The following is a 26,361-nucleotide window of genomic DNA, read 5'->3' on the forward strand; positions in this document are numbered from 1 at the left end:
AGATGCAGTGCACTAAGCTGGATTGCTTCGCTGCGCTCGCAATGACGGGGAGAGCTTGTTGCCTCACAGCGGCAGCGCGATCGAATATTTCACCTGGCTGAGCGCGAAGCTCGACTCGATCGAGGCGATGCCGTCGAGGCGGGTCAGCTTGGTTTTCAGGAAGTTCTCGTAGGCGGCCAGATCGGTGGCGACCACCCGCAGGAGATAGTCGCGGTTGCCGGTCATCAGATAGCACTCCAGCACTTCGTCCCATTTCGAGATCGCCTTGGCGAAGCGGGTGAGGTCTTCTTCTTTCTGCCGCGTCAGCTTGATCGAGATGAAGACGCTGACATGCAGGCCGAGGGCCTTCTGATCGACCTGGGCGGTGTAGCGGCTGATGACGCCGCGATTCTCCAGCAGCTTGACCCGGCGATGACACGGCGACACCGACAGGCCGACCTGATCGGCGAGCTCCTGCATGGTGATGCGGCCATCGGCCTGCAGTGCGGCGAGAATCTTGCGGTCGATCGCGTCGAGGTTGGGCATTGGGATAAATCGCTCAGAAGACCTTTACAACAACGAGTTTATCCCAATTCAGAGCGCTGCGCCGCCATAAATTGAGAATATCCTGGCGGGGATCCATCGTAGACTTTGGCAATCTCAACGCAGGTGATCGCCATGCCGCAATCCCCGGACCGCCTCGACTTGCTGAATGCGCTGACCCGGAAGGCGCTGTGGCTGTCGACCTGGATGATCCATCACGCCAATCATGTCCGTCCGAACGCGGATGGGCTGAAGGTTGGCGGTCATCAGGCATCGTCGGCGTCGCTCGCGACCATCATGTCCGCGCTGTATTTCGCGGTGCTGCGGCCGGAAGACCGCGTCGCGGTGAAGCCGCATGCCAGCCCGATCTTCCACGCCATCCAGTATCTGTTCGGCCGGCAGAGCCGCGAACGTCTCGAAAATTTCCGCGGCTTCAAGGGCGCGCAATCCTATCCGTCGCGCACCAAGGACGCCGACGACGTCGATTTCTCGACCGGCTCGGTAGGCCTCGGTGTGGCGCAGACGCTGTTCTCCTCGCTGGTCCAGGACTACGTCACGGCTCATGGCTGGATGAAGAATCGTCGCGAAGGTCGGATGATCGCGCTGGTCGGCGACGCCGAGATGGACGAGGGCAATATCTTCGAGGCGTTGCTCGAAGGCTGGAAGCACGGTCTCCGCAACACCTGGTGGGTGGTGGACTACAATCGTCAAAGTCTCGATGCGGTGGTCCGCGAAGGCTTGTGGGAGAAGTTCGAGTCGATGTTCCGCAATTTCGGCTGGGACGTCGTGATCGTGAAGTACGGCCGGCTGATGCAGCAGGCGTTTGCCGAGCCCGGCGGCGAGGCGCTGCGGCACTGGATCGACAACTGCCCGAACCAGATGTACGCGGCGCTGTGCTTCCAGGGCGGGGCGGCGTTCCGCAAGCGTCTCCAGGACGAAATCGGCGACCAGGGCGAGGTGTCGCGCCTGATCGACGCGCGCAGCGACGACGAACTGCTGGCGCTGATGTCCAATCTCGGCGGCCATGACATGGCGAGCCTGCTGGATGCGTTTGAAGCCATCGATCACGATCGCCCGGTGTGCTTCATCGCCTACACGATCAAGGGCGTCGGACTGCCGTTCCAGGGCCATAAGGATAATCACGCCGGGCTGATGACGCCGGCGCAGATCGAAGCTTATCGCGCCGCGCAGAATATTTGCCCCGGCCACGAATGGGATCGTTTCGAAGGCCTGACGCAGGACACCGCGGCGCTCGATGCGCTGTTACGGAGCGCGCCCCTCAATGGCGGAGGGGAGCGCCGCCTGCGCGCGCCGGTTGTCGACGTACCCGACCGGCTGTCGTTCAAGCCGAGCCCGCAGATGTCGACCCAGCAGGGTTTCGGCCTGATCCTCAACGAACTGGCGCGCGGCGACAGCGCGCTGGCGTCCCGGATCGTGACGGCATCGCCGGATGTCACGGTCTCAACGAATCTCGGCGCCTGGGTCAATCGCCGCGGCCTGTTCGCGCGCGCCGAGAAGGCTGATTTGTTCCGCAGCGAGAAAATTCCGACCACGTTCAACTGGGACTTCTCGCCCAACGGCCAACATATCGAGCTCGGCATCGCCGAGATGAATTTGTTCATCCTGATGTCTGCTCTCGGACTGTCGCATTCCATCAACGGAGAGCGACTGCTGCCGATCGCCACGCTGTACGACCCTTTCATCCAGCGCGGGCTCGATGCGCTGAACTACGCCTGTTACCAGGACGCGCGCTTCATGGTGGCCGCGACGCCGTCCGGCATCACGCTGGCGCCGGAAGGCGGCGCGCATCAGTCGATTGCAACGCCGCTGATCGGGATCGCACAGGACGGGCTGGCGTCGTTCGAGCCTGCCTTCGTTGACGAACTCGCGACGATCATGCGTTGGGGCTTCGAGCATATGCAGCGCGACAACGTCGAAGGCGGCGATGCCGACGACGGCATGCGGTCCGGCGGTTCGGTCTATTTGCGGCTGTCGACGCGGATGATCGAGCAACCGCAGCGGATGTTGACGCCGGATTTGGAGAAGGCCTTCGTCAACGGCGCCTATTGGCTGCGTAAGCCGGGCCCGAACTGCGAGCTGGTGATCGCATACACCGGCGCCGTCGCGCCCGAGGCGATCGAGGCCGTCGGCCTGCTCGGCGACAGCCGTCGCGATATCGGACTCCTGGCGATCACGTCCGCCGACCGGTTGCATGCGGGCTGGACGGCGGCGCGCCGCCTGCGCCGTGCACATCGAGGATCGCGCCACGCCAGCCATATCGAAAATCTGCTTGCTCCGCTGCCGCGGAGCTGCGGCATCGTCACCGTGCTGGATGGTCATCCGGCGACGCTGGGGTGGATCGGTGCGGTCTGCGGTCATCGGATGGAAGCGCTTGGGGTCGAGCATTTTGGCCAGACCGGCAGCATTCCGGAGCTGTATCGGCACTACGGCATCGATGCCAACGCGATCATCGATGCTGCTGAAAGTCTTGTTGGGGGCGCTCCCGTGCTGCACCGGAAGATGGCCGTCCAGTTTTTGCCGATGAGCTATGGTGAATAGTTGGTTGATTGCACAATAAGCGAACTCCAAAGCCGGAATCGGGGGCAGTATTACTTGTCTCGGTTTGTCTTTCTTTTTGATCTTTAAGCATTAGGCAAAACTACGATGGGATATTGAGGCGTCTTCGCTGGTCTGGACCGGATATGCTTCAATTTTCTCCCGCATGGGATCAGCAGCACATTGGCCTGGTGGTTCTTGGGCTCGCGCTGTGTCTGCTCGGCGGCATGGCGGCGGCCGGAGCGCTCCGCTTTACTTACGTCAGCTCCGGCCGTGTCCGACGGGGCTGGGTCGTTGCGGGCTGCGTGGCCGCAGGCTGCGCCATCATCAGCGCGCTGACTGTCGTGCTGCTGCTGGCGTTTCCTGAGGCACCGGCTGTACGCAACTTCGCTCTCTCCCTCGTCACCCTGACGATCCTGGGCTTGACGGTGACCGTCGCGATGGCGGTCTGGTCCGGCGCGCACGGGACCGAAAACGTTCGCGACGCTTTAGCCAAGCGCATGATGGTGCTCGACGCGGTGGTGCATGAGGACAGGCTGGGGTTCTGCTTGTTCAGCCCCAATGGCCGGTTGGAGTCCTGGAACGAAGCGTTTCTCGAGATTTATGCGATTCCTCCCGGCCAGGCGCTCGCCGGCAGCCGGTTGAAGGACCTCGTCGAGATACTTCGAGTCAGCGGCAATCAGCTCGTCGACGTCGAACAACTCGCGGAAATCAAGGCGGCCAGTGCCAGCGGCGAGCCATCGGAGGCGATCATCGCGCTCCTTGATGGCCGACACATCAAGATCGAATTCCGACCGTTGCCGAACGGCGGCTGGATCGCCAAACACTCCGACGTCACCGATTACAAGATGGCCGAGCAGCGTTTCGCCTATGTCACGCTGCATGATCTGGCCACTGGCCTGCCGAACCGTGCCGCGTTCAATCAGCGGATCGTGCAGAGCCTCGCTGTGGCCCGCGAACAGCACGCGAGCTTCGCGGTGATCCGGCTCGGGATCGATCGGTTCAAAGAGATCAACGACGTGTTCGGCCAGTCGGTCGGCGACGCTGTGCTCGCCAGGATGGCGGCGCAGCTCACCGAAACCTGTCACTGGGGCTTTCTCGCGCGTCCAGGCGGTGACGAGTTCTCGATCGTCACGCCGCCCGATCAGACCGAGGGGGCGGTGCAGGAGATCTGCGCCCAGGTCGCCGCGCTCTGCGATATCGCATTCGACATCGAGGGACACACGATTCGCGTTGGCTCGACGGCCGGCGTCAGCATCTATCCCCGCGACGGCGACAACGCCGACACGCTGATCGCTCATGCCGACGTTGCGTTGTATCGTGCCAAGACCGAACGTCGAGGCACCGTCTGCCTGTTCGAACCATCGATGGACCTGCAGATCCGCGAGAAGCGTGCTCTGCAGCGCGAACTCGCCGAGGCTGTGCAGAACGGTGAGTTCGAACTCCATTATCAGCCGCAGGCGACCACCCAGGGTGAAATCGTCGGCTTCGAGGCTTTGCTGCGCTGGCGGCATCCGGTCCGTGGCATGGTGTCGCCCGCTGTGTTCATTCCCCTGGCGGAAGAAACCGGGTTGATCGGAGCGATCGACGAGTGGGTGCTGCGTAGCGCCTGTGCGGAGGCTGCCTCCTGGCCCAAGCCTTTGGCGATCGCCGTCAACCTGTCGCCGCTCGATTTCCGGCGGCTCGACGTGCCGACGTTGATTCTTCAGGTGCTGATGGAGACGGGGCTCGACCCGAAACGGCTCGAAGTCGAGATCACCGAAGGCGTGCTGATCGACGATTTCGCCGGCGCCATCGCGATCCTGCGGCGAATCAAGAATCTCGGCGTCCGCGTCGCGATGGATGATTTCGGCGCCGGCTACTCGTCGTTGTCCTATCTGCAATCGTTCCCGTTCGACAAAATCAAGATCGATCAGGTGTTCACCCGGAAGCTGGAAATCAATCCGGATTCCGCTGCGATCGTCGAGGCGATCCTCGATCTTGCCCGCCGTCTGAAGCTGCCGGTGATCGCTGAAGGCGTTGAGACGGAAAGCCAGCTCGCTTTTCTGGCAGGCGCGGGGTGCCAGGAAGTGCAGGGCTATCTGATCGGCAAGCCGCACCCGCTCGAACAGTATCGCCACATCACCGGCGTCGCGGCGCCCGCTCAGCGGATCGCACAGGCCGGCTGATTTTGTTGCGCTGCAATGCGCGGCAAAGTCGCGGTTTGCGGCCGGCGCGCGACGAGATCGCACACGCTCAATTGTCTTGTCCGGCCTTGCTCCGTTCGCGGCAGTGTTTTTATATGCGCTCCCCCGCACATGGCGGGCCCAACCTCATTCGCGTTGCCCGGGCGAGGATGCTCGCCGGAGGCGCCGCCGTCCGCACCGACTCCTGCCACCACCGCAATCAAAATCAGAAGAAGAGGTTCACGATGGTCAACCGCATGCAATTCTACATCGACGGCGCCTGGGTCGATCCCGTCGCTCCCAAGTCGACGCCGGTCGTCAATCCGGCCACCGAGGAGGCGATGTATGAGGTTGCACTCGGCTCCAAGGCCGACGTCGACAAGGCCGTCGCTGCGGCCAAGCGGGCGTTCGAAACGTTTTCGCAGACCAGCCGCGAGGAGCGCATCGCGCTGCTCGAGAAGATCATTGCGATCTACAAGGGCCGCATGAAGGAGATCGGCGCCGCGGTGTCGGACGAGATGGGCGCGCCGCTGCCGATGGCCGAGAAGATGCAGGCCGGCGCCGGCCTCGGCCACATCATGTCCACGCTCGACGTGCTGAAGAACTACGTCTTCGAGGAGCCGATGGGCTCGGCGGTCATCGTGCGTGAGCCGATCGGGGTGGTCGGCATGATCACGCCATGGAATTGGCCGCTCAATCAGATCGCCTGCAAGGTCGCGCCTGCGCTCGCTGCCGGCTGCACCATGATCCTGAAGCCCTCCGAATTCACCCCGACTTCGGCTCTGATCTTCGCAGAGATCCTGCATGAAGCCGGCGTGCCGAAGGGCGTGTTCAACCTCGTCAATGGCCTCGGCCCCGAGGTCGGTGCGGCGATGAGCGAGCATCCCGATATCGACATGATCTCGTTCACCGGCTCGACCCGCGCCGGCATCGATGTCGCCAAGCGCGCGGCGCCGACGGTGAAGCGCGTCAGCCAGGAACTCGGCGGCAAGTCGCCGAACGTGATCCTGGAAGATGCCGACCTGACCAAGGCGGTCACCAGTGGCGTGATGCACATGTTCAACAACTCCGGCCAGTCGTGCAACGCGCCGAGCCGGATGATCGTGCCGCTGTCGAAGATGAAAGAAGTCGCCGCGATCGCCAAGGGCGTCGCGGAGAAGACCAAGGCCGGCGATCCGCGCGGCGAGGGCACCACGATCGGCCCGGTGGTTAATCGCGGCCAATGGGACAAGATCCAGGCGCTCATCCACAAGGGCATCGAGGAAGGTGCGACGCTGGTCGCGGGCGGCCCCGGCCTGCCGGAAGGCGTCAACAAGGGCTTCTACGTCCGTCCGACCGTGTTCGCCGACGTCACCGACAACATGACCATCGCGCGCGAAGAGATCTTCGGGCCGGTGCTGGTGATCATGGGCGCCAAGGACGAGGACGAGGCGGTCAAGCTCGCCAACGATACGCCCTATGGTCTGGCGGGCTACGTCTCGGCTGGTTCTGTCGAACGCGCCCGCAAGGTCGGTCGGCAGATCCGCGCCGGCAACGTCAATCTGCAGGGCGTGCCGAACGAACGCACCGCGCCGTTCGGCGGCTACAAGCAGTCGGGCAACGGCCGTGAGTGGGGCAAGTTCGGTCTCGAAGAATATCTCGAGGTCAAGGCGATCGCCGGCTTCAACGCCGCCTGATCGCGCCCCCCCAATTCCGAGTTGATCAGTCACGCCGGGACGGTTCCACCGTCCCGGCGTTTGCATTTCAGATCCAGCTCCTAATCCGGTAGTCGTCCGAGTAGTTGGGTCATGACCTCGTCGCTAAAAGCGGGTTCAATGTTGCGGTTGGAGGTCGATTCGTCGGCCGACGGTGAAGGATCTCATGAACACGCTCATTCCCGACGCGCATCGACGCCAGTTCCTGACCATCGGCCTCAGCGGCCTCGCTATTCTGATCGCGTTGCTGGTGGCCAAGATCATCACTTGACCGCCCGCGATTGACATCCGCTTCCGCCACCCTTCAATTGCCGCGAAACGGCAGCGGGATGGGACATGGCGGACGGACTGCGCAAGGGACTCACTTCTTACGGCGACGCCGGGTTCTCGCTGTTTCTTCGCAAGGCCTTCATCAAGGCCATGGGCTATTCGGACGATGCGCTCGAACGTCCAATCGTCGGCATCACCAACACGCACAGCGATTACAATCCCTGCCACGGCAACGTTCCGCAGATCATCGAGGCGGTGAAACGTGGCGTGATGCTGGCGGGCGCGATGCCGATGGTGTTTCCGACCATCTCGATCGCTGAAAGTTTCGCGCATCCGACCTCGATGTATCTGCGCAATCTGATGGCGATGGACACCGAGGAGATGATCCGCGCCCAGCCGATGGACGCGGTGGTGGTGATCGGCGGCTGCGACAAGACACTGCCGGCGCAGATCATGGCGGCGGTGTCGGCCGATCTGCCGACGGTTGTGATTCCGGTCGGACCGATGGTGGTCGGGCATCACAAGGGCGAGGTGCTTGGCGCCTGCACAGACTGCCGCAGGCTGTGGGCGAAGCATCGTGCCGGCGAAATCGACGAGGTGGAGATCGAGGCCGTCAATGGCCGACTCGCGCCGTCGGTCGGTACCTGCATGGTGATGGGCACGGCCTCAACGATGGCGTGCCTCACCGAGGCCATGGGCCTGTCGCTGCCGATGAGCGCGACGATTCCGGCGCCGCATGCTGAACGTTTCCGCTCGGCCGAGGAGAGCGGCCGCGTCGCCGCGCAGATGGCCAGGGCCAAGGGGCCGAAGCCCAGCGAACTGCTCACGCCCGCCGCGTTCCGCAACGCGCAGGTGGTGCTGCAGGCGATCGGCGGCTCCACCAATGGACTGATCCACCTCACCGCAATCGCCGGCCGCGTCCCCCACAAGATCGATCTCGATGTGTTCGACAGCATCGGCCGCGACGTTCCGGTGCTGGTCGATCTCAAGCCCTCCGGCGCGCACTACATGGAGCACTTTCATCACGCCGGCGGCGTACCCAAGCTGATGGCGCAACTCGGCGAACTGATCGATCTCGATGCCGGGACGATCACCGGCGCGACGCTGCGCGAGGTCGTGGCGAAGGCTGAGGATGTGCCGGGCCAGGACGTGATCCGCTCGCGCGACAATCCGATCCGCCGGGAAGGCGGCATTGCGTTTCTCACCGGCAATCTCGCGCCGCGCGGCGCAGTCATCAAGCACGCAGCGGCGTCGCCCAAGCTCATGCAGCACACCGGCCGGGCGGTGGTGTTCGACTCGGTCGAAGACATGACGTTGCGGATCGATGACCCTGATCTCGATGTCACCGCCGACGACGTGCTGGTTCTGCGCAACGCCGGGCCGAAGGGCGCACCGGGGATGCCGGAGGCGGGCTATCTGCCGATCCCGCTGAAGCTGGCCCGGGCAGGGGTGAAGGACATGGTTCGGATCTCGGACGCACGCATGAGCGGCACCGCGTTCGGCACCATCGTGCTGCACATTACCCCGGAGAGCGCCGACGGCGGGCCGCTGGCGCTGATCGAGACCGGCGATCGCATCACATTGGACGTGGCGGCGCGGAGGATCGATCTGCTGGTGGACGCGAGCGAACTCGCTCGCCGCCGGGTATCGTTGCCTTCGTCTGCCGTGGCGCGGCCGCCGCGCGGCTACGCGCAACTGTTCCACGACACGATCCTGCAGGCGGATGAAGGCTGCGACTTCGATTTTCTCACTGCGGCCGGGCGCGGCGAGCGCTGATCTCAGCGTCCTACATCAGCGTGGCTTCGAGCTCTTCCAGCATCGCCAGGGTTTCGAGATCGCCGTTGTCTTCAAGCAATTCGCGGAGCGTCGGCAGATAGTTGTGCAGCACGCGCAGATCGTCGAGACCCTGCTTCTCGCGTAGTTCGGTGCGCTTCTGCGCGAAGTAGGCCCAGAACGGATTCCCTGCGGCGTCGATGTGTTTTTGTAATCGCGTCATCACGCGCTCGGATCGAACCTCCCAGTTGCAGTTCCTGAAGCTGACATAGCGATCGAACGAATCCGACATTCCAAACTCCAAAAGGCGGCGGGCTCGCCGTCGAAGCAAGCGATATGCCATCATGACGCATGAGCGATTGTGCCTGGGCGTGTCGGATCGGCCTGGCGCGATTCGTCCTGGTGAATGATGCCCACCTCATCCCGGAGGATTGCAATGAGCCTGAAGCCCGCCGCCGAGCTTGCCCGACTCAGCCAGGCCCGTTTTCCCAATGAAAGCGCGGATTATCGCCGCGCCCGCACCGAGCTGCTCGCCGAGGAGATCGAGCTGCGCCGCCATATCGAACGTGTCGCCGAATTGCGCCGGCAGTTGCCGCCGGGCGGCGAAGTTACCGGCGCTTATTCGTTCGAAGGCGAGGGCGGGCGAACCGACTTCGCCGGACTGTTTGGCGATAAGTCGACACTGGTGGTCTACAGCTACATGTTCGGACCGCAGCGCAGCGAGCCATGTCCGATGTGCAGCTCGTTGCTGAGTGCCTGGGACGGCGAGGTTCCGGACATCACCCAGCGGGTCGCGCTGGCGGTCGTTGCGCGGTCGCCGCTCGAGCGGCTGATCGCTTTCAAGCGCGCCCGCGGCTGGCATCACCTGCCGCTGTTCACCGATGTCACGGGGGAGTACAGCCGCGACTACGGCGGCATCGGTCCGGACGGCGGCGACGACGCGGCCTTCAACGTGTTCAGCCGCCGCGATGGCACGATCCGGCATTTCTGGGCCGGCGAGATGTTCGCCGCCACCGCCGACCCCGGTCAGGACCCGCGCGGCGCCCCGGATCTGATGCCGTTGTGGACGATTCTCGACTGCACGCCCGAGGGCCGGGGGGCCGATTGGTACCCGAAACTCCGCTACGGCTGAGGCCAGGAGCTGTGCCAGGAGGCGTTGGAACCGGCGAAGCTGAAAATTTTTTCATCTTTGTGAAGGCAGCCCGATCGGCCCCGGTCGGGATATATGGTCCCTCGGCCGGTGCCAAGATGCCTTTCGGTGCCCTTCGGAGCGTCCGCGGGCCCCTGCTAAGCCATTGATGTATCAAAATTACCCATCGATGCTTCGAGTTTACAGCCTGTTAACCATGGCGGCGCATGGTCCAGCCAGTCAGCGCTTAAGCGGCATTTAACTAAAACACGCCTTAATCGCGCTCCTCTGTTCTGCCACATCTGCGTGCGGTAAGATCGTTTCAAAGCACCGCAGAGCCAGTGGGGATGTCTGGGTGCTTGGCGTATGACTGTCGGTTCGAGGGCGCGTAATCTGCCCAACCATCGTGGGGCCCGCTCTATGGGTTTTCGTAAATCGCTCGGCGCGATCGCCGTCGCGCTGCCAGTGATTGGCTGCGTCTGGACCGTATATGCCAACACGGTCGGCGCGAGCATCTACCCCGCCGTCGGTGCGTGGGGCGATGAGCCGGCCACCCGCGTGGCACGGTCGGATTTCGCCGCTCGCTTTGAGCCGCTCGCCGCTGCGGCCGCCGCGGCGCCCAGCCTGATGTCCCACCTGGCGCTCAAAGCCGCATTGGCCAAGCAGGGCGGTGTGCAGGTCGCTTCCGCCGATGCCGGCGATGTGCCGGTCACCTCCAGCGTGCAGGCCGCGAACGCCGCGCCGCCGCAGACCAAGTCCGGTCATCGCTATTACGCGCTGCTCGACGCCAATTATTCGTTCGGCTTCGAGCCCGACAGGTTCAAGCCGACGCAAAATAATCCCGCGCCGGCCACGGACGCCGATGACGGCAAGACCGATCCCGGCAAGGCCGCTGTCGCGGTGGCGCCGGCTCCGCAGCCGGTGAAACTCGCCACCGCCGTGCCGTTGCCGCCCGAACGCAGCAGCAAGTCGACCACGAGCCGCGTGTCGCCGGGGCCGACCCGCAATCCTTTCAGCCAGGAAGCGCTCGTCGCCCGCGCCAAGGCGGTGCTGATGGCGCAGAAGTCCGAGAGCAAGTCGAGCTTCTTCGACAAGCTGTTCGGCAAGCCTGATGCTCCAGCGCTCGCTTACGCCTCTGCGGATGCCGGCGTGACCTCGACCGGCGAGCCGCGCGATCCCGCCTTTACGCCGTCCGACGATGATCGCTACACCGCGGTCTACGACATCACCGCCAAGACCGTGTACATGCCGGACGGCACCAAGCTCGAGGCGCATTCCGGTCTTGGTGCGCGAATGGACGATCCGCGCCACGTCAACGTGCGGATGCAGGGCGCCACCCCGCCGCACATCTACGACCTCAAGATGCGCGAAGCGCTGTTCCACGGCGTCGCCGCGATCCGCCTCACGCCGGTCGGCGGCGAGGACATGATCCACGGTCGCACCGGCCTGCTGGCCCACACCTACATGCTGGGACCGCGCGGCGACTCCAACGGCTGTGTTTCGTTTCGGGACTACAACGCGTTTCTGCAGGCGTTCAAGCGCGGCGAAGTCAAGCGTCTGGTCGTCGTCGCCAGCATGAGCTGATGCGCCTCTCCAGCCTTGCGACGCGCACGAGCGGCGCCAGGCTGGCTCACGCGATCCGACTGTCTGAGGATGTGTAGCGCGCGCCGGAACCATTTTCGGTTTTGAACGATTGGTCGATCTCATCGGAGGATCGACCATGCCCTCACGAACTTTCTCAGGCGTCCTTGCATTGGCGACGCTGCTCGGCGGCGGTGTGGCGCTCGCCCAGCAGCGCGGCACCGAGGCGCAGCGCGAAGCCTGTACGCCCGACGCCCTTCGGCTCTGCGGCCAGTATATTCCTGATGCATCACGGATCGAGAGCTGCCTGCGCGCGGCGGGACCGCGCCTCAGTCCGGCGTGCTACGTGGTCTTCAATCCGCCGCAGGACAAACCGCAGCCCTCGATGCGTACGGTGCGGCGCCAGCAGCAGCCGGCGGATCGTTCGAACGATGACGATGGCTGGGATCGCCGCAGCTTCGAACGTTGGTGACGCGGTTCGCTTGTCACTTCTCGCGCATGATGGAATGGAGCGGACCCTATACGGGTCCGCTCCGATCTTGACGCGTGGCGTTAGCGGCAGACGCGGCTGGTGCGGACGACACGGTGGCCGTGCGGTCCACGGGTCACCACCTTGCGCACGGTGCAGTGCGGGCCACGGCGGATCACGCGGCGCCGTTCAACGTAGCGCTGCGCCGAAACGTCCGTCATCGGCTTGACGATCGTCGTCTTCGTGGATGTCGCGGGTGCCGCCGAGGCCGCACCGCTGAAAGCGCTGAAACCAAGCGCGAGGGCGGCAGCCACTCCCAATGCAATTTTCTTCACAAGCGTTTCTCCTCAAACTGATGCTGATCTAGGTCGAACGACCTGCTGGACCTTGGTGGTCGAGGAATGAATTGCCGGTGAAGGAACCATGGCGGGAAAGTGATAATGACTTCGCGTCCTGATTTAGTGTGTACGCAGGCAGACGTGCGCAGGAAAATGGATTTATAGGTGGCTCTCTTCGAAGAGTGAAATCCGCATTCCTGCGCTCCGCGGCGGACAACGCGATGTGAAAGTCCGGAACCGCGTATGCGGTGAGACGGCGCGCAGCGGGGAGTTGGAAATCGTCACCGCTGCGCGTCCGCCGTATATCCCCGGGCATAGCCGCGGGAGAGGGCGCTTACTTCAGGCCGCCGGTCACGTGCAACGTTTCGCCAGTGACGTAGGAGGCGGCGTCCGAGGCGAGGAAGGCAACCACGGCGGCGATTTCGTCGGCTTCACCGACGCGGCCCAGCGGGGTGATGGCTTCGAGCTGCTTTCGCATCTCGCCCTCGTGGAAGCCGGCGGTCTTGACCCCTTCGGTGACGACCATGCCGGGATTGACGGCGTTGACGCGGATCTTGCGCGGCGCCAGTTCCTTGGCCAGCACCCCGGTGATCAGGTCCACCGAGGCCTTGGTCGCGCCGTACACCGCCGTACTCGGCATCGCCATGGTCGAGGCCCCCGACGAGATGTTGACGATGCTGCCGCCGTCGTTGAAGTGCCGCGCCGCTTCCTGCGTCACCAGCAGCAGGCCGAGCACGTTGATGTTGAACTGGCGATGGAAATGCTCGGGCGTGATGACGTCGAGCGCGCCGAATTCATAGACGCCGGCATTGTTGACCAGCACGTCGATCGGGCCGAGCGCCTTCACCGTCTCGGCGACCAGCTTGGTTGCGTCGGCCGGCTGGGCAAGGTCGCCGTGAACGGCGATCGCCTTGCCGCCGGCCGCCTGGATCTTTGCCACCACCGCGTCGGCGCCCGCCTTGCTGGAGGCGTAATTCACGGCGACCGCTGCGCCGTCCTCCGCGAGCTTCAGCGCGATCGCTGCGCCGATGCCCTTCGATGCGCCGGTCACCAGCGCGACCTTGCCTTGCAGAGTGTTGGTCATGGATCTGTCCCTTGTTCCCTATTTTTGTAATACAGTAGTTCGGAAATATGGGACTATTGAACCAGAACAAGGGGGCGCCTATATTTTTCTCATGGTGCAGTTCGTTCATCCAGCCCGCAACGACATCACGCTGGCCGGCGTGCTCGCCGCGCTGAGCGATCCGATGCGGCTGCGCATCGTCAGGGCGCTGCTGCAGGAGGGCGACTGCATGTCGTGCACGGCGGCCGCGCCGTGTCCCGACATTCCGAAGTCGACGCTCTCCAACCACTTCCGCGTGTTACGCGACGCCGGCTTGATTCAGACCACCAAGAAGGGCGTCGAGAACCGCAACGTCGTGCGCGAGGCCGACATCAACGCGCGGTTTCCGGGACTACTCAAGGCGATTTTAAAACACGCCGACGAATAGGTTCGGTTTTAAACTTTGTCGCTGTTTAAATTCCGATTATTGAATAAATAGACGGGCGTGGGGCTGGCCGCCCGCTCGCAAAGTTCGAATGGTCGCTCGACGACCGTCCTCGCCGGGCAGCGGCAGAATGCGTGGTCCGATCGCGGCTGCGCTTCGACAGGTCAGCGCGGCCGTCATTCAAGCCACCGATCCCGGGCGTCGTGACGCGGAGCTGCGCGTGGCGCTCGAGGTGGCCCCGAAGGCATGTTTGCAATTCCCCTCTGCGGATCCATGCGTGGCCGGCTTTGCGGCGCACGGCGCCACGGCCGGCCTGGCGGCGCGCCCGTGATTCGGCGGCGATCCCGACCGCTGCTCGCGCCGGTTGTTCCGTGCGCCGGTATATCGCCGGTAATCGGTGGCGGCCGACGTCGAAATCCCCAAAATTAAACCGCAATTTATTCGTCCGCCGGCCACATAAATAAATAAACCGATTGCCACTCGGGTTCCCCATAATTAAACGCTTTTAAATCACCATGAGTCAGTAAATGAGGTTTAATATGTCGTGGCGTGAAAATATTCCCCTCAGCCCGTATTTTCGCGCGTCGGCTCGACGACTCCTGATGACGACCGCACTTAGCCAACTCCTGATCGGAGCGGTTTCCGGCACGGCGGCTCAGGCCGGGTGCAGCGCGACGGGCAATGTCGTGATGGTCTCGTGCAACAGGTTGCTGGTCTCGGCGGCCCCGGTGAAGGGGACCTCGTCCATCACCATCGACTCGGTGAAGTCGCTCGGCATCGATCTCTATCCGTCGATCTTTTCCACCGCACCGTTGGATGTGACGGTGAATATCGTCGGCAAGACCGACGTCTATCGGCCGCTTTATCCCGCCTTCGCCTGGGCGACGGCACGGGCCAACGCCGATCTCTCGGTGATCATCGGCCCGGAGGTTACGCTGCGGTCGGATCAGCTTTTCGCGGCGGTCTGGCTGCGCAACGAAGTCTCCGGAAATCTCTCCGTCAACAATGCCGGCACCGTCATCGCCAACGGCGTGGAGCAGGACGGCATCTCGCTGACGACCCATATCGGCAATGTCAGCCTGACCAATTCCGGCAAGGTCACGGCGGCTCGCGGTCGCGGTCTTTACGCCGACGGCAACTATGCCGGCACCGATCCGTCGACGGTGAGTATCGTCAATTCCGGTGAGGTCACGTCGCAGCTCGCCGGCGCCCGCGCCATCAACTACAACGGTCTCGCCTCCATCGACAATTCCGGCACTGTGGAGAGCAAGTATCGCCAGGGCCTTGTGGCCTGGTCGAATAACGGCCCGGCGACGATTACGAACTCCGGAACCGTGACCGCGAAGGACGATTCCGCCATCGTGGCCTGGACCGAAACCGGCGATGTCTCGATCGTCAACAGCGGCACCGCGATTTCGCGCGACAACGCCAGCCATGCCGATCTCGGCTCAGGGCATTACGGCCTGTATACGAATGTCGGGACGTCCGGCCAGACGACCATCGAGAACCAGCTCGGCGGCGTGGTCGAAGCCGCCCAGGTTGGCATTCTGGCCACCTCGGCGTCCGGCGGAATCACCATCACCCAAGCCGGATCGGTCACCGCAGCGCAGGGTATCGTCGCGTCGACCGGAAACGGCGTCGTCAGCGTGACCAACAGCGGAACCATCACGGCGACCGGGACGGGCGCAAGCCTCGACGGCACCACCAATTCGCTCGTGAACTCGGGCACGATCACCACCAGCTCGGCGACCGAAGCGGCGATCGTCACTGGCAATGGCAATTCGACGATCACCAACAGCGGCACCATCGCCAATACGGGGGGCGGAGCCGCCATCCAGTTCGGCAGCGGCACCAACCGGCTGATCCTCAACGCCGCTGATCCGAACATCCAGGGCGTCGTCCAGGCGGGAACGGGGGATAACACCCTTGTTCTGAACGCCACCAGCGCGGCGTCGCTGGCGATGCTGTCGTTCGGGGCGACCGGTCAATTCCACGATTTCGATTTCATCGAGAAGTCCGGCAGCAGCACGCTGACTTTGTCCGGCAACGGCAGCGGCTTCACCGGCACGATGCTGGTCAAGGACGGCAAGCTCATCGTCAACAGCGACAGCGGAACGTCCGCGGTGACTGTCTATAGCGGCGCGTCGCTGTCGGGCTCGGGGACGGTCGGCACCATCGACATGCAGTCGGGCTCGACGATCTCGCCCGGCAACAGCCCGGGCACGCTCACGGTGGCGGGCAATTATCATCAGGCGTCGGGGGCCACCTATCTGGCCGAACTGGTGCCGGGCAGCACGGTCTCGGACAAGATCGCGGTGACTGGCACCGCGACGATCGACAACGGCGCGATCCTTAATGTCACGCGCTACGGCGCCGGCGCCTATCTGCCGGACGTTCGCTACACCGTGCTGAGCGCGACCGGCGGCGTCAGCGGCAGCTACACGCTGACCGGCGACACCTATGTGTCGGCGTTCTACGCACTGATGGCGACTTACGACCCGACCCATGTGTACGTCGATGCGGTTCAGATCCGGGCCTTCGCCGATGCGGCCGCGACCGCCAATCAGCGCGCCGCGGCGAATGGGCTGCAGAGCGTGCCGATCGGCAACGGCCTGCGCTCCGCGGTTTCGGCGCTGACCAGCGACAGTGCGGCCCGAACGGCATTCGATCAGGTGTCCGGCGAGGCTTACGCCTCGGCCAAGACGGCGCTGCTCGATGACAGCCGCTTCGTGCGGGAGGCGACGACGCAGCAGGTGCAGTCGGCGCGCCGCGGTCCAGACACGTCGGTGTGGACGCGTGGCTATGGCTCCTGGGCCACCGCTGACGGCAACGGCAATGCCACCGGCGTTCGTCGCACCACTGGCGGCGTGCTGTTCGGTGCCGATGGCGACGTGTTCGATACGCTGCGGCTCGGCCTCGTCGGCGGCTACGGCTACACCAGCGTTAATCTCGACGGCGGCCGCGGTTCGGTGTCGGGCGACACCTACAGCATCGGCGCCTATGGCGGCAGCGACTTGAACGGGATCACGCTCAGCTTCGGCGCGAACCACGCCTGGCACACCCTGACCTCGAGCCGCAACGTCGTCCTGTCGGGCTTCGCCGACCGATTGGTCGCCGACTACAATGCGCGCACCACGCAGGTCTACGGTGATGTCGGCTACAACATCGAACTCGGCCGCGCCGCGCTGCAGCCGTTCGCCGGCTTCGCTTACGTGAACCTCGCCACTTCCGGCTTCACCGAAAAGGGCGGCGCGGCGGCGCTGACCAGCGCGAGCGACACGATCGACGCGGCGTTCACCACGCTCGGCCTGCGCGCCAAGGGCGGCTTCGATGTCGGCTCCACGGCGCTGACGGCAAACGGCATGGTCGGCTGGCGCCACACGCTGAACCACGTCATCCCGACGGCCACCAACGCGTTCGCTGGTGGCGGCGCTTTCACCGTGTGGGGCGTGCCGCTTGCGCAGGACGTTGCCGTGTTCGAAGCGGGGCTCGGCACCGCACTGACGCCGACTGCTGCGATCAGCGTCAATTACTCGGGCCAGGTCGGCACCGGCGTCTCCGACCAGGGCGTCCGCGCCAATCTCCGCGTGACGTTCTAGGCGCGCTCATCGCCGGCCGGATCAGGCATCCGGCCGGCCCCGCCGCTCTCATCCTCCAATCGTCGCACGCGCTTGCCGGGCTGATCAGGCCGAGGCGGCGATGACGGCTTCATGCCTCAACTACGAAGTTCGAAAAGGCCATGTCATGAACAGACATCTTCTGCTCAGCACATCGCTCGTGCCACTGCTGGCCGGCGTTTTCGGGGGCTCGCCCGCCAGCGCCACCTGCGCCATCACGGGCACGACCACCGGCATCTCCTGCGTCGGCGGCAGCATATCGAGCGCGAACGCGACGCTCGGTGATGGCACCGGCCATGCCGGCAGCGTGACGTTGAGCGGCGCGGGGGCAGCCTGGACCGACACCGGCGAAGTCAGCGTCGGTCGTGGCGGCGGCGTCGGCAGCATCAGCGTGTCGAATGGCGCCTCGCTCACCACCCGACGGCTCGCGCTGTCGACCGGAAGCTGGGAACCCGGCAGTGGCGGGCAGGGCTCGCTGGTCGTGACCGGCCCGCAGACCGTGTGGACCAACACGGGCGGCGTCGATATCGCCCGCACCGCCGGCTCGACCGGCAGCCTGACCATTTCCAACGGCGCGACGGCCTACATTCGCGACACCGGCATCTACACGGGCGCCGGCGCCGAGATCACCATCAAGGATGCCGGCACGCATGTCGAGATCGGCGATCCGACCAACTGGAACGCCGGGGCCTGGATGAGCCCGGGTGGCGGCACCATCAACGTCTTGAACGGCGCATATCTCTACGCCAGCGGCATCTATGTCGGTCCGGGCGGCAGCGATCTCACCACCATGACGATCGCCGGCAAAGGTACAGTGGTCGATACCGATCAGCGCATCTATGTCGGCGGCCAGAACGGCGTTCGTGACGTTGATCCGATGAACGGCAACGGCGTCCTGAACGTCACCGATGGGGCGGTCGTGACGTCGGGCACTGTGGGCGCCGGCATGGATCCGCACTCGCAGGGCCAGATCAACCTCAGCGGCAGCGGCTCGCGGTTGTGGGCCAAGGCCAATCCGGCGCAGGGCATTCTCGGCAATTTCTACGTCGGGTATAACGGCTCCGGCACCGTCGTGGTGTCGAACGGCGGCGAGATCCGCGCCGATAACGAAGTCCGCATCGGCTACGCGTCGGACGGGCAGGGCGTGCTCGCCGTCGGCGCGGCCAGCGGCTCAGTCGCCGCTGCTCCGGGCAAGATCACGGCGCCGCGCATCGTGTTCGGCGACGGCCTCGGCCAGCTCGTGTTCAATCACACCTCGTCGAACTACACGCTGGCCTCCGACATCGTCGGCTCCGGCGCGATCAAGGCGATCGCCGGTACGACCATTCTGACCGGCGACTCGTCCCGCTTCACCGGCACGGTGGACGTGACCGGTGGCATCCTGACGATGTCCGGCGTGATCGCCGCGACCATGACGGTGCAGAACGGCGCCGTGCTGTCGGGCTCGGGCACAGTGGGCAGCGTCGACGCCCAGGCCGGTTCGACGATCGCACCCGGCAACAGCCCCGGCACGCTCACGGTGTCGGGCAATTATCATCAGGCGTCGGGATCGATCTATCAGGCCGAACTAGTGCCGGGCAGTACGGTGTCGGACCGCGTCGCAGTCGGCGGCACGGCGACGATCGACAACGGCGCGATCCTCAACGTCTCGCGCTACGGCGCCGGGCCCTACGCGCTCGACGCACGCTACACCGTACTGAGCGCGACCGGTGGCGTCAGCGGCGGCTACACCCTGACCGGCGACACCTTCGTGTCGACCTTCTACATGCTGGTCGCCAGCTCCGATCCGACACACGTCTATGTCAGCGCCGCGCAGACCCGCGGCTTCACGGACGCGGCGGGGACGACTAATCAGCGCGCCGCGGCGAGCCGGTTGCAAAGTTTGGCCAGCAGCAACAGCCTGCGCTCGGCGGTGGCGATGTCGTCGACGGACGGTGCGGCGCGCGCGGCGTTCGATCAGGTTTCCGGCGAGGCCTACGCCTCGGCCAAGACGGCGCTGCTCGACGACAGCCGCTTCGTGCGCGAGGCGACAACGCAGCAGTTGCTGTCCGTTCGGAGCGGTCCTGATACGTCGGTGTGGACGCGCGGCTACGGCTCATGGGCCAAGGCCGATGGGGACGGCAACGCGACCGGCGTCCGTCGTAACACCGGTGGCATTTTGTTCGGCGCCGATGGTGAAGTCTTCAACGCGCTGCGGCTCGGCGTGGTCGGCGGTCACGGTTACACCAGCATCAGCCTCGACGGCGGCCGCGGGTCGGTGTCGGGCGACACCTACAGCATCGGCGCCTATGGCGGCGGCAACTGGAACGCGGTCGCGCTCAGCTTGGGCGTCAATCACGCCTGGCACGATCTGACGTCGAGCCGAAATGTGGCGCTCGCGGGCTTCGCCGATCGGCTGGTCGCCGATTACAATGCGCGCACCACGCAGGTCTACGGTGATGTCGGCTACAACATCGAACTCGGCCGCGCCGCGCTGCAGCCGTTCGCCGGCGTTGCCTATGTGAATCTGAATTCGTCGGGCTTCGTCGAAAAGGGCGGCGCCGCGGCGCTGACCAGCGCGAGCGACACGATCGACGCCACCTTCACCACGCTCGGTCTGCGGGCGAAGGGTACGTTCGAAGTCGGCGCGGTGGCTCTGACTGCGAACGGCATGGTGGGCTGGCGCCATACGCTGAACCACGTCACCCCGACCGCGACCAACGCGTTCGCGGGTAGCAGCGCCTTCACGGTGTCGGGCGTGCCGCTGGCGCAGGACGTGGCCGTGTTCGAAGCGGGCCTCGGCTCCGCGCTGACGCCGACCGCGGCGATCAGCGTCAACTACTCGGGTCAGGTCGGCAACAGCATCTGCGACCAGGGCGTCCGCGCCAATCTGCGCGTGACGTTCTGAGCTAACGCCGCGGTCGCCGGACGAGATCATCATCCGGCGATCGCAGCGCGACAACGCTCAGTTCATTCCGCAGCAGCGTTTGTACTTCTTGCCCGAGCCGCAGGGGCAAGGCTCGTTGCGGCCCACTTTGCCACGCTTCGCAGAGGCCGGCGGCGGTGCGCCCCATTCGATGTGGCGTGGACCTGGATCGTTGGCGAGCCGCCATGTGTTCAGCGCGCGGATCCAGCCGGCGATTTGCTCGGACGCCTCAGCCCCGATCGCTTCGAGATCGTTCTGCGGAGTCTCCGAGCCGTCCGCCGAGATTTCGACCAGTCCGACCAGCCCCTCGAGCGCTTCCACCGTTGCTTTGTCGGCATCCTGCAGGCATTGCCAGGCCTGCGGGCGCAGCGAGACCGCCGCCGCGAAGCCGTCGACCCAGACCTCCCAGACGACATCGCCGCTTTCCGTATCGACCGGCAGCAGCGGATGGTAGCGCTCGGGCCGCTCGAACAGCGTCGCGGCGACCGAATTGTAGTGCGCCATGATCAGCGCAAACACGCGATTGGCGTGTGCGAGATCGGTGAACGGAGACGACTCGTCGTCGCCATTCCAGACGGCCGGCAGCCAGTCGCCGGGCTTGATCTGCTCAGGGCAGACCAGCAGCCCGGCAACGAAGCCGTCGAGCTCTTCCACCAGCATGGCGTCGGGCCCGAGAGCGTCGAGCTCGTCTTCGAGCTGTGCGAGGTGAGGAGGGAGTTCGGGCATGCGATGGTCCGGTCTTTGCGAGGGCAACGTGGCATCCTGTAGCCCAATCGGATCTGAGCGCAATCAGAGAGGCAGATCTGTTGCGTTGCCCTCTCCATGTCATTCCGGGGCGCGAGCGTCAGCTCGCGAACCCGGAATCCATAACCACTGGACTCTATGATCGAGAGCCGGCGTTGCAACCGCCGTGCGTCACCGCGAGTCGCGGGCGTATGGATTCCGGGTTCGCGCGTCGCGCGCCCCGGAATGACGAGCGAGAGGGATTGAGTGGGGCAACCCAACAAAAAAGCCCGGCGTTTCCGCCGGGCTTCGTTGTCCTTGCGAGGGTAGTTGGACTTAGAAGTCCATGCCGCCCATGCCGCCGCCCGGGGGCATGGCGGGGCCGCCCTGGTTCTTCTTCGGCAGCTCGGCGATCATCGCTTCGGTGGTGATCAGGAGCGCTGCGACCGACGCGGCGTTCTGGATCGCGGTGCGGACCACCTTGGTCGGGTCGATGATGCCCTTCTTGACCAGGTCGCCGTACTCGCCGCTCTGCGAGTCGAAGCCCCAGTTGTACTGCTCCTTCTCGAGCACCTTGCCGACGATCACCGAGCCGTCTTCACCGGCGTTGATGGCGATCTGGCGGGCCGGTGCGGAGAGGGCGCGGCGCACGATCTCGACGCCGGTCTTCTGGTCGTCGTTCTTGGTGCGCAGGCCCTTGAGCTGCTCGGAGGCGCGCAGCAGCGCGACGCCGCCGCCCGGGACGATGCCTTCTTCGACCGCGGCGCGGGTGGCGTGCATCGCGTCATCAACGCGATCCTTGCGCTCCTTCACCTCGACCTCGGTCGCGCCGCCGACGCGGATCACCGCGACGCCGCCGGCGAGCTTGGCCAGACGCTCCTGCAGCTTCTCGCGGTCGTAGTCCGAGGTGGTTTCCTCGATCTGCGCCTTGATCTGCGCGACGCGGGCCTCGATGTCCGGCTTCTTGCCGGCGCCGTTGACGATCGTGGTGTTTTCCTTGTCGATCATCACCTTCTTGGCGCGACCCAGCATCTGCAGGGTGACGTTTTCGAGCTTGATGCCGAGGTCTTCCGAGATCGCCTGGCCGCCGGTCAGGATCGCGATGTCCTGCAGCATGGCCTTGCGGCGATCGCCGAAGCCCGGAGCCTTGACGGCCGCGACCTTGAGGCCGCCACGCAGGCGGTTGACGACGAGGGTGGCGAGCGCTTCGCCTTCGACGTCTTCGGCAACGATCAGCAGCGGCTTGCCGGTCTGCACCACGGCTTCGAGCAGCGGCAGCAGCTCGTTGAGGCTCGACAGCTTCTTCTCGTTGATCAGGATGTAGGCGTCATCCATTTCAACGCGCATCTTGTCGGCGTTGGTGACGAAGTAGGGCGAGATGTAGCCGCGGTCGAACTGCATGCCCTCGACGACGTCGAGTTCGGTCTCGAGCGACTTGGCTTCCTCGACGGTGATGACACCCTCGTTGCCGACCTTCTTCATCGCGTCGGCGAGGAACTTGCCGATCTCCGCGTCGCCATTGGCCGAGATGGTGCCGACCTGGGCGATCTCGTCGTTCGAGGTGACCTTCTTGGAGTTCTTGACGAGGTCAGCGACGACGGCTTCCACCGCGAGGTCGATGCCGCGCTTCAGATCCATCGGGTTCATGCCGGCGGCAACCGCCTTGGCGCCTTCGCGGACGATCGCCTGGGCCAGCACGGTCGCGGTGGTGGTGCCGTCACCGGCGGCGTCGGCCGACTTCGAGGCCACTTCGCGCACCATCTGGGCGCCCATGTTCTCGAACTTGTCGTCGAGCTCGATGTCCTTGGCGACGGTGACGCCGTCCTTGGTGATGCGCGGCGCGCCGAACGACTTGTCGAGGACGACGTTGCGGCCCTTCGGACCCAGCGTGACCTTCACGGCATTGGCGAGAATGTCCACGCCGCGCAGCATGCGGTCGCGGGCGTCGACGCCGAATTTGACTTCTTTAGCGGACATAAGAGGTTTCCCTTGGGTTTGATCGTTTGTCCTCATCCCGAGGAGCCGACCGAACCCGAGGGGCGAGGGCGGCGTCTCGAAGGGTGAGGCGATGAACGTGGACGATGCTCACCCTTCGAGATGCCGGCTGCGCCGGCGCCTCAGGGTGAGGGCGAGGCGAGGCCTTAGGCCGCCTTCTTCTTGGCGCCGACGTCAGTGATGACGCCCATGATGTCGCTTTCCTTCATGATCAGCAGCTCTTTGCCGTCGATCTTGACTTCGGTGCCCGACCATTTGCCGAACAGTACCCGGTCGCCGACCTTGAGGTCGATCGGGATCAGCTTGCCGGCTTCGTCGCGGCCACCCGGGCCGACGGCGACGATCTCGCCCTGCGAGGGCTTTTCCTTGGCCGAGTCAGGAATGATGATACCGCCAGCGGTCTTCTCTTCGGCGTCGATGCGCTTGACCACGACGCGGTCGTGAAGCGGACGGAAATTCATGCAAGTCCTCCTAAGTTTCTGAAGAGTTTTCAGAATTTCTGGAATTAGCAGTCGCGCCCAATGAGTGCCAGCGCGACACCGAGGAGATAATCCAGCGATTTCGGAGAGACAAGGGTGGGTAGCAGAAAAATTGGCACTCGGGTGAAACTTCTGCCAGTTCCGCTGACCAGGATTAACAGGGGCGACCGAGCCGTCGCCCTGAACAGCTTCGCTGGCTGTTAGCAGTCAGGCTAAGTCGCTGCTAACGCTCGTGTTTTCAACACAACGTTAAACTTTTAGGCTTGAGATCAGTTACATCGTCGCGTCACATTCGAGGCAGCCCCGCCGGCGAAGTGGAGAACCGGACCGGGCGGGCAGTCAGGACAGGCCGTAGAGCACATCGACCCGCAAGCCGGACACCACTTTTGCTGAATGCGCTCTACCCCAGGAGGTTGGCATGGACGGAAAAGGTGCAGTTTCTGAAGACTTCAGGAAACAGGTGCTCGGCTACGGTCTGACCACGGCGGAGATTCTCTACCGCCGGCCCGATCGCCACTGGCTGCTGCAAAGCTACACGTGGCAGAATTACGATCTGTTTCCGCACTTTCCCGCCCTGAAGGACTTTCTGGCGTTCTGGGAGAAGGAGCTGGAAGGCCCGCTGTTCTCGGTCACGGTCGCGCATTCCAAGCTGATCAAACCGGCCGAGCTGCGCGCCGTGGACGGCGTATTCCGCTTGCATTGAGCCCGCAATCTCTCCGTCACGCGCCTTGATGGAAAACATCGAACGCGTGACGGAGGCACGCAGATGGCGGCAGGCAGTCAGCCTTCAAGCTGTCTGCGCTGGACGCCGAAGCCGCGCAGCGGCCGATGGGCCTATGCAGCCGTGCTGAAGCTGGTCGAAACGATCGAATATCTGCCGATACGTTTCCTGTCAGTCTTAAGGCGTTCCCGCCTCCGCCGTTGGCTGCAGGGCCGGGTTCGTCTTGGGCTCGAAGTCGGACCAGGCACGCGCGTCGCGTTGATAGCGGCACACGTGCTTGGTGATGTGGGTTTGCTCGATCCAGCGCTTGGCGGCGGCATCGTAGTCCGTGTCGGGATCGGCGAGCTGCCAGCCGGGCGGCGACCAGCCGGAATTGCCGTTGAGCGTCGGCAGGCCGACTCGCATCGAGATCCACATCGCATCGAACTCGCGAACGCCGTAGCCCTGGTCGTCCCGGGCGTCGACCAGAAACACTTCGCAGTCCGGCGGGGGAGGCGCCACCGCGGCGAGTCGTTCCAGCTCCGCGCGGCGCGGCAGCGAGCCGTCGCGCAGATTGACCTGTTCGAGCAGGCAGAACGCCACGATCAGCGTCGTCGCAGCGAGGCGGGCGGCCGAGCGCCGCGAGATCGCGGCAGGCCATGCGTGTTGCAGAAGCACCGCCAGCGCCGTGACCACCCAGAGACTGGTGAGCAACTGGATCCGTCCACCGACGCGGATCGCCGCGGCCCCGGGCACCAAATGATACAGAAGCCAGAACGGGCTGAAGCTGCCGATCCGGAAGGTCAGCAACCAGGACACCGCCCAGACCGCCGCACAGACGATGCCATACATCACCGGCCAGGGCCGGTGGTCGGCCATGCGCCCCTTGTTGGTCCAGTACACCAGCAGCAGGGTGATCAGGGTCATTCCCGGCGTCACCGACAGCATGTGGTCCCCGGTCGACGGAAGCCCGATGCCGTCGATCAGCCAGCCCCAGAGCAGGTTCTGGTCGCCGACATTCGGTAGGTCTTTCGGAAACGGCGCGAAGCCGAGATAGTCGCGGAACGAACGTCCGGCCGTGGCGCGCAGCACCGGCTGATAGATCAGCCAGACCGGGATCAGACCGACGATCAGGCCGAGCAGCGCAGGGACGCACAGCCGCGCCAACGCACCGACATTGGTCCGGACGAAGGCGAGGCACGGTGCCGGCAGCAGCACAATCAGCGTGCCGATCGCGATCGCCACCGTAATGGCGAACAGCCAGGCCACGTAGAACGACGTGGAGAACAGCAATCCGTAGAGCAGCCCGAAGCAGGCGGCGCGGATCTGCGACCAGTGCGTCGGCCGCGGAAAATCCTCGACGGCCCACAGCGCCAGCAGCACGAGCATCGGGACGTAGTACAGCGCGAAGAAATTCGGATGCGCGTTGGCCGTCTTGAACATCAGATTGTTGGGAAAGGTGATCAGCAGACCGGCGCAGATCGCGAGCGCGGCATGCAGACTGAGATAGCGCCGGCCGATGATCGTGACGGACGCGAAGCAGCAGAACGACAGGATGATCGCCAGGAGCTGCAGCGCGAGAAACGGATCGATGCCGAGACTGCGCAGCGCCGCGTAAGGCAGCGCGTCCAGCAGGAAGGCGTCCGTGTAGCCGAGTATTTGTTTCTGCGGATAAAAGAACGGCGGTGACAGAAACTCCGCACGACCGCGCAGGGCTTCGTACAGGTGCTCGTGCAGATACACGATCAGCCGTCCGTCGCCATTGTTGCCGAACACGACGTCGAAGCCGGAGAGTAGCGCCGAGCGGAAGGCAATGCCGGCGCCGACCGCCCAGGCGATCGCGGCGGCGATCAGTGCAGACGGAGACAAGGACAGCGCGCGGTCGCGCAGAGAGATCGGCGCGGGCGAGGCCTGCAACACGTCGCTGATGGTCGTCACTTCTGCAATGTCTCTGTTCG

At 64.5% G+C, this 26,361-nt stretch carries 19 protein-coding genes; 11 read left to right on the forward strand and 8 right to left on the reverse strand.

The window, feature by feature from the left end; genetic code table 11:
• Positions 1-63: 63 nt before the first annotated feature.
• Positions 64-525: an Lrp/AsnC family transcriptional regulator gene (locus ACFFJ6_RS18215; protein WP_378390403.1), complete on the reverse strand. Its 462-nt coding sequence runs from the start codon at positions 523-525 to the stop codon at positions 64-66.
• A 132-nt stretch (positions 526-657) separates the two neighbouring features.
• Here ACFFJ6_RS18215 and ACFFJ6_RS18220 point away from each other — a divergent pair, with 132 nt between their 5' ends.
• The 4 genes from ACFFJ6_RS18220 (at position 658) to ACFFJ6_RS18235 (ending at position 8,983) form a co-directional block, all read left to right on the forward strand.
• On the forward strand, positions 658-3,081 hold the full coding sequence (locus tag ACFFJ6_RS18220) for a thiamine pyrophosphate-binding protein (protein WP_378390405.1): 2,424 nt from the start codon (positions 658-660) through the stop codon (positions 3,079-3,081).
• Positions 3,082-3,224: 143 nt separating this feature from the next.
• Positions 3,225-5,246 carry a putative bifunctional diguanylate cyclase/phosphodiesterase gene (locus ACFFJ6_RS18225; protein ID WP_378390407.1) on the forward strand — a complete coding sequence of 674 codons (2,022 nt, stop codon included), beginning with the start codon at positions 3,225-3,227 and terminating at the stop codon, positions 5,244-5,246.
• A 242-nt stretch (positions 5,247-5,488) separates the two neighbouring features.
• Entirely contained in the window at positions 5,489-6,919 is a 1,431-nt protein-coding gene (locus tag ACFFJ6_RS18230) for an aldehyde dehydrogenase family protein (protein WP_378390409.1), read from the forward strand.
• 354 nt (positions 6,920-7,273) lie between these two features.
• On the forward strand, positions 7,274-8,983 hold the full coding sequence (locus ACFFJ6_RS18235) for an IlvD/Edd family dehydratase (protein ID WP_378390412.1): 1,710 nt from the start codon (positions 7,274-7,276) through the stop codon (positions 8,981-8,983).
• Positions 8,984-8,993: 10 nt separating this feature from the next.
• Here the strand turns inward: ACFFJ6_RS18235 and cowN are convergent, their stop codons facing one another.
• Positions 8,994-9,272, reverse strand: coding sequence for a N(2)-fixation sustaining protein CowN (gene cowN, locus ACFFJ6_RS18240; protein ID WP_378390414.1), 279 nt, complete (start codon positions 9,270-9,272; stop codon positions 8,994-8,996).
• A gap of 144 nt (positions 9,273-9,416) precedes the next feature.
• On the opposite strand from cowN, the gene ACFFJ6_RS18245 reads away from it, so the two are divergent.
• The 3 genes from ACFFJ6_RS18245 to ACFFJ6_RS18255 all read left to right on the forward strand — a co-directional run bounded on the left by ACFFJ6_RS18245 (position 9,417) and on the right by ACFFJ6_RS18255 (position 12,162).
• Positions 9,417-10,112, forward strand: a complete 696-nt coding sequence (locus tag ACFFJ6_RS18245) for a DUF899 family protein (RefSeq protein WP_378390416.1) — start codon at positions 9,417-9,419, stop codon at positions 10,110-10,112.
• A 363-nt stretch (positions 10,113-10,475) separates the two neighbouring features.
• Positions 10,476-11,693 (forward strand): DUF2778 domain-containing protein, encoded by a 1,218-nt coding sequence (locus ACFFJ6_RS18250; RefSeq protein WP_378390418.1) that lies wholly within the window; start codon positions 10,476-10,478, stop codon positions 11,691-11,693.
• Positions 11,694-11,829: 136 nt separating this feature from the next.
• A complete protein-coding gene (locus ACFFJ6_RS18255) occupies positions 11,830-12,162 on the forward strand; it encodes a hypothetical protein (RefSeq protein WP_378390420.1) in 333 nt (110 codons plus the stop codon).
• An 80-nt stretch (positions 12,163-12,242) separates the two neighbouring features.
• On the opposite strand, the gene ACFFJ6_RS18260 is transcribed toward ACFFJ6_RS18255, so the two are convergent.
• Entirely contained in the window at positions 12,243-12,494 is a 252-nt protein-coding gene (locus ACFFJ6_RS18260) for a hypothetical protein (protein WP_378390422.1), read from the reverse strand.
• A gap of 337 nt (positions 12,495-12,831) precedes the next feature.
• The gene (locus tag ACFFJ6_RS18265; protein ID WP_378390424.1) at positions 12,832-13,581 is read right to left on the reverse strand and encodes an SDR family NAD(P)-dependent oxidoreductase; all 750 of its coding nucleotides are present in this window, start codon (positions 13,579-13,581) and stop codon (positions 12,832-12,834) included.
• A 91-nt stretch (positions 13,582-13,672) separates the two neighbouring features.
• Between ACFFJ6_RS18265 and ACFFJ6_RS18270 the strand changes: the two genes are divergently transcribed.
• From ACFFJ6_RS18270 to ACFFJ6_RS18280, 3 genes are all read left to right on the forward strand, one after another.
• The gene (locus ACFFJ6_RS18270) at positions 13,673-13,987 is read left to right on the forward strand and encodes an ArsR/SmtB family transcription factor (RefSeq protein WP_378392189.1); all 315 of its coding nucleotides are present in this window, start codon (positions 13,673-13,675) and stop codon (positions 13,985-13,987) included.
• Between the two features lie 599 nt (positions 13,988-14,586).
• Positions 14,587-17,583, forward strand: a complete 2,997-nt coding sequence (locus ACFFJ6_RS18275) for an autotransporter outer membrane beta-barrel domain-containing protein (RefSeq protein ID WP_378390426.1) — start codon at positions 14,587-14,589, stop codon at positions 17,581-17,583.
• A gap of 145 nt (positions 17,584-17,728) precedes the next feature.
• The gene (locus ACFFJ6_RS18280; RefSeq protein ID WP_378390428.1) at positions 17,729-20,488 is read left to right on the forward strand and encodes an autotransporter outer membrane beta-barrel domain-containing protein; all 2,760 of its coding nucleotides are present in this window, start codon (positions 17,729-17,731) and stop codon (positions 20,486-20,488) included.
• A 57-nt stretch (positions 20,489-20,545) separates the two neighbouring features.
• Here ACFFJ6_RS18280 and ACFFJ6_RS18285 read toward each other — a convergent pair whose 3' ends face one another.
• The 3 genes from ACFFJ6_RS18285 to ACFFJ6_RS18295 form a co-directional block, all read right to left on the reverse strand.
• The gene (locus tag ACFFJ6_RS18285; RefSeq protein ID WP_378390430.1) at positions 20,546-21,232 is read right to left on the reverse strand and encodes a UPF0149 family protein; all 687 of its coding nucleotides are present in this window, start codon (positions 21,230-21,232) and stop codon (positions 20,546-20,548) included.
• A 333-nt stretch (positions 21,233-21,565) separates the two neighbouring features.
• Entirely contained in the window at positions 21,566-23,206 is a 1,641-nt protein-coding gene (gene groL / locus ACFFJ6_RS18290) for a chaperonin GroEL (RefSeq protein WP_378390432.1), read from the reverse strand.
• A gap of 164 nt (positions 23,207-23,370) precedes the next feature.
• Entirely contained in the window at positions 23,371-23,685 is a 315-nt protein-coding gene (locus ACFFJ6_RS18295; RefSeq protein WP_119857170.1) for a co-chaperone GroES, read from the reverse strand.
• A gap of 436 nt (positions 23,686-24,121) precedes the next feature.
• On the opposite strand from ACFFJ6_RS18295, the gene ACFFJ6_RS18300 reads away from it, so the two are divergent.
• Positions 24,122-24,406 (forward strand): usg protein, encoded by a 285-nt coding sequence (locus tag ACFFJ6_RS18300; protein ID WP_378390435.1) that lies wholly within the window; start codon positions 24,122-24,124, stop codon positions 24,404-24,406.
• 195 nt (positions 24,407-24,601) lie between these two features.
• Here the strand turns inward: ACFFJ6_RS18300 and ACFFJ6_RS18305 are convergent, their stop codons facing one another.
• Complete coding sequence (locus ACFFJ6_RS18305; RefSeq protein ID WP_378390437.1) at positions 24,602-26,341, reverse strand: hypothetical protein; 1,740 nt, start codon at positions 26,339-26,341, stop codon at positions 24,602-24,604.
• Positions 26,342-26,361: the final 20 nt, after the last annotated feature.

The organism is Rhodopseudomonas telluris (assembly GCF_042432815.1).
Classification (GTDB): domain Bacteria; phylum Pseudomonadota; class Alphaproteobacteria; order Rhizobiales; family Xanthobacteraceae; genus Rhodopseudomonas; species Rhodopseudomonas telluris.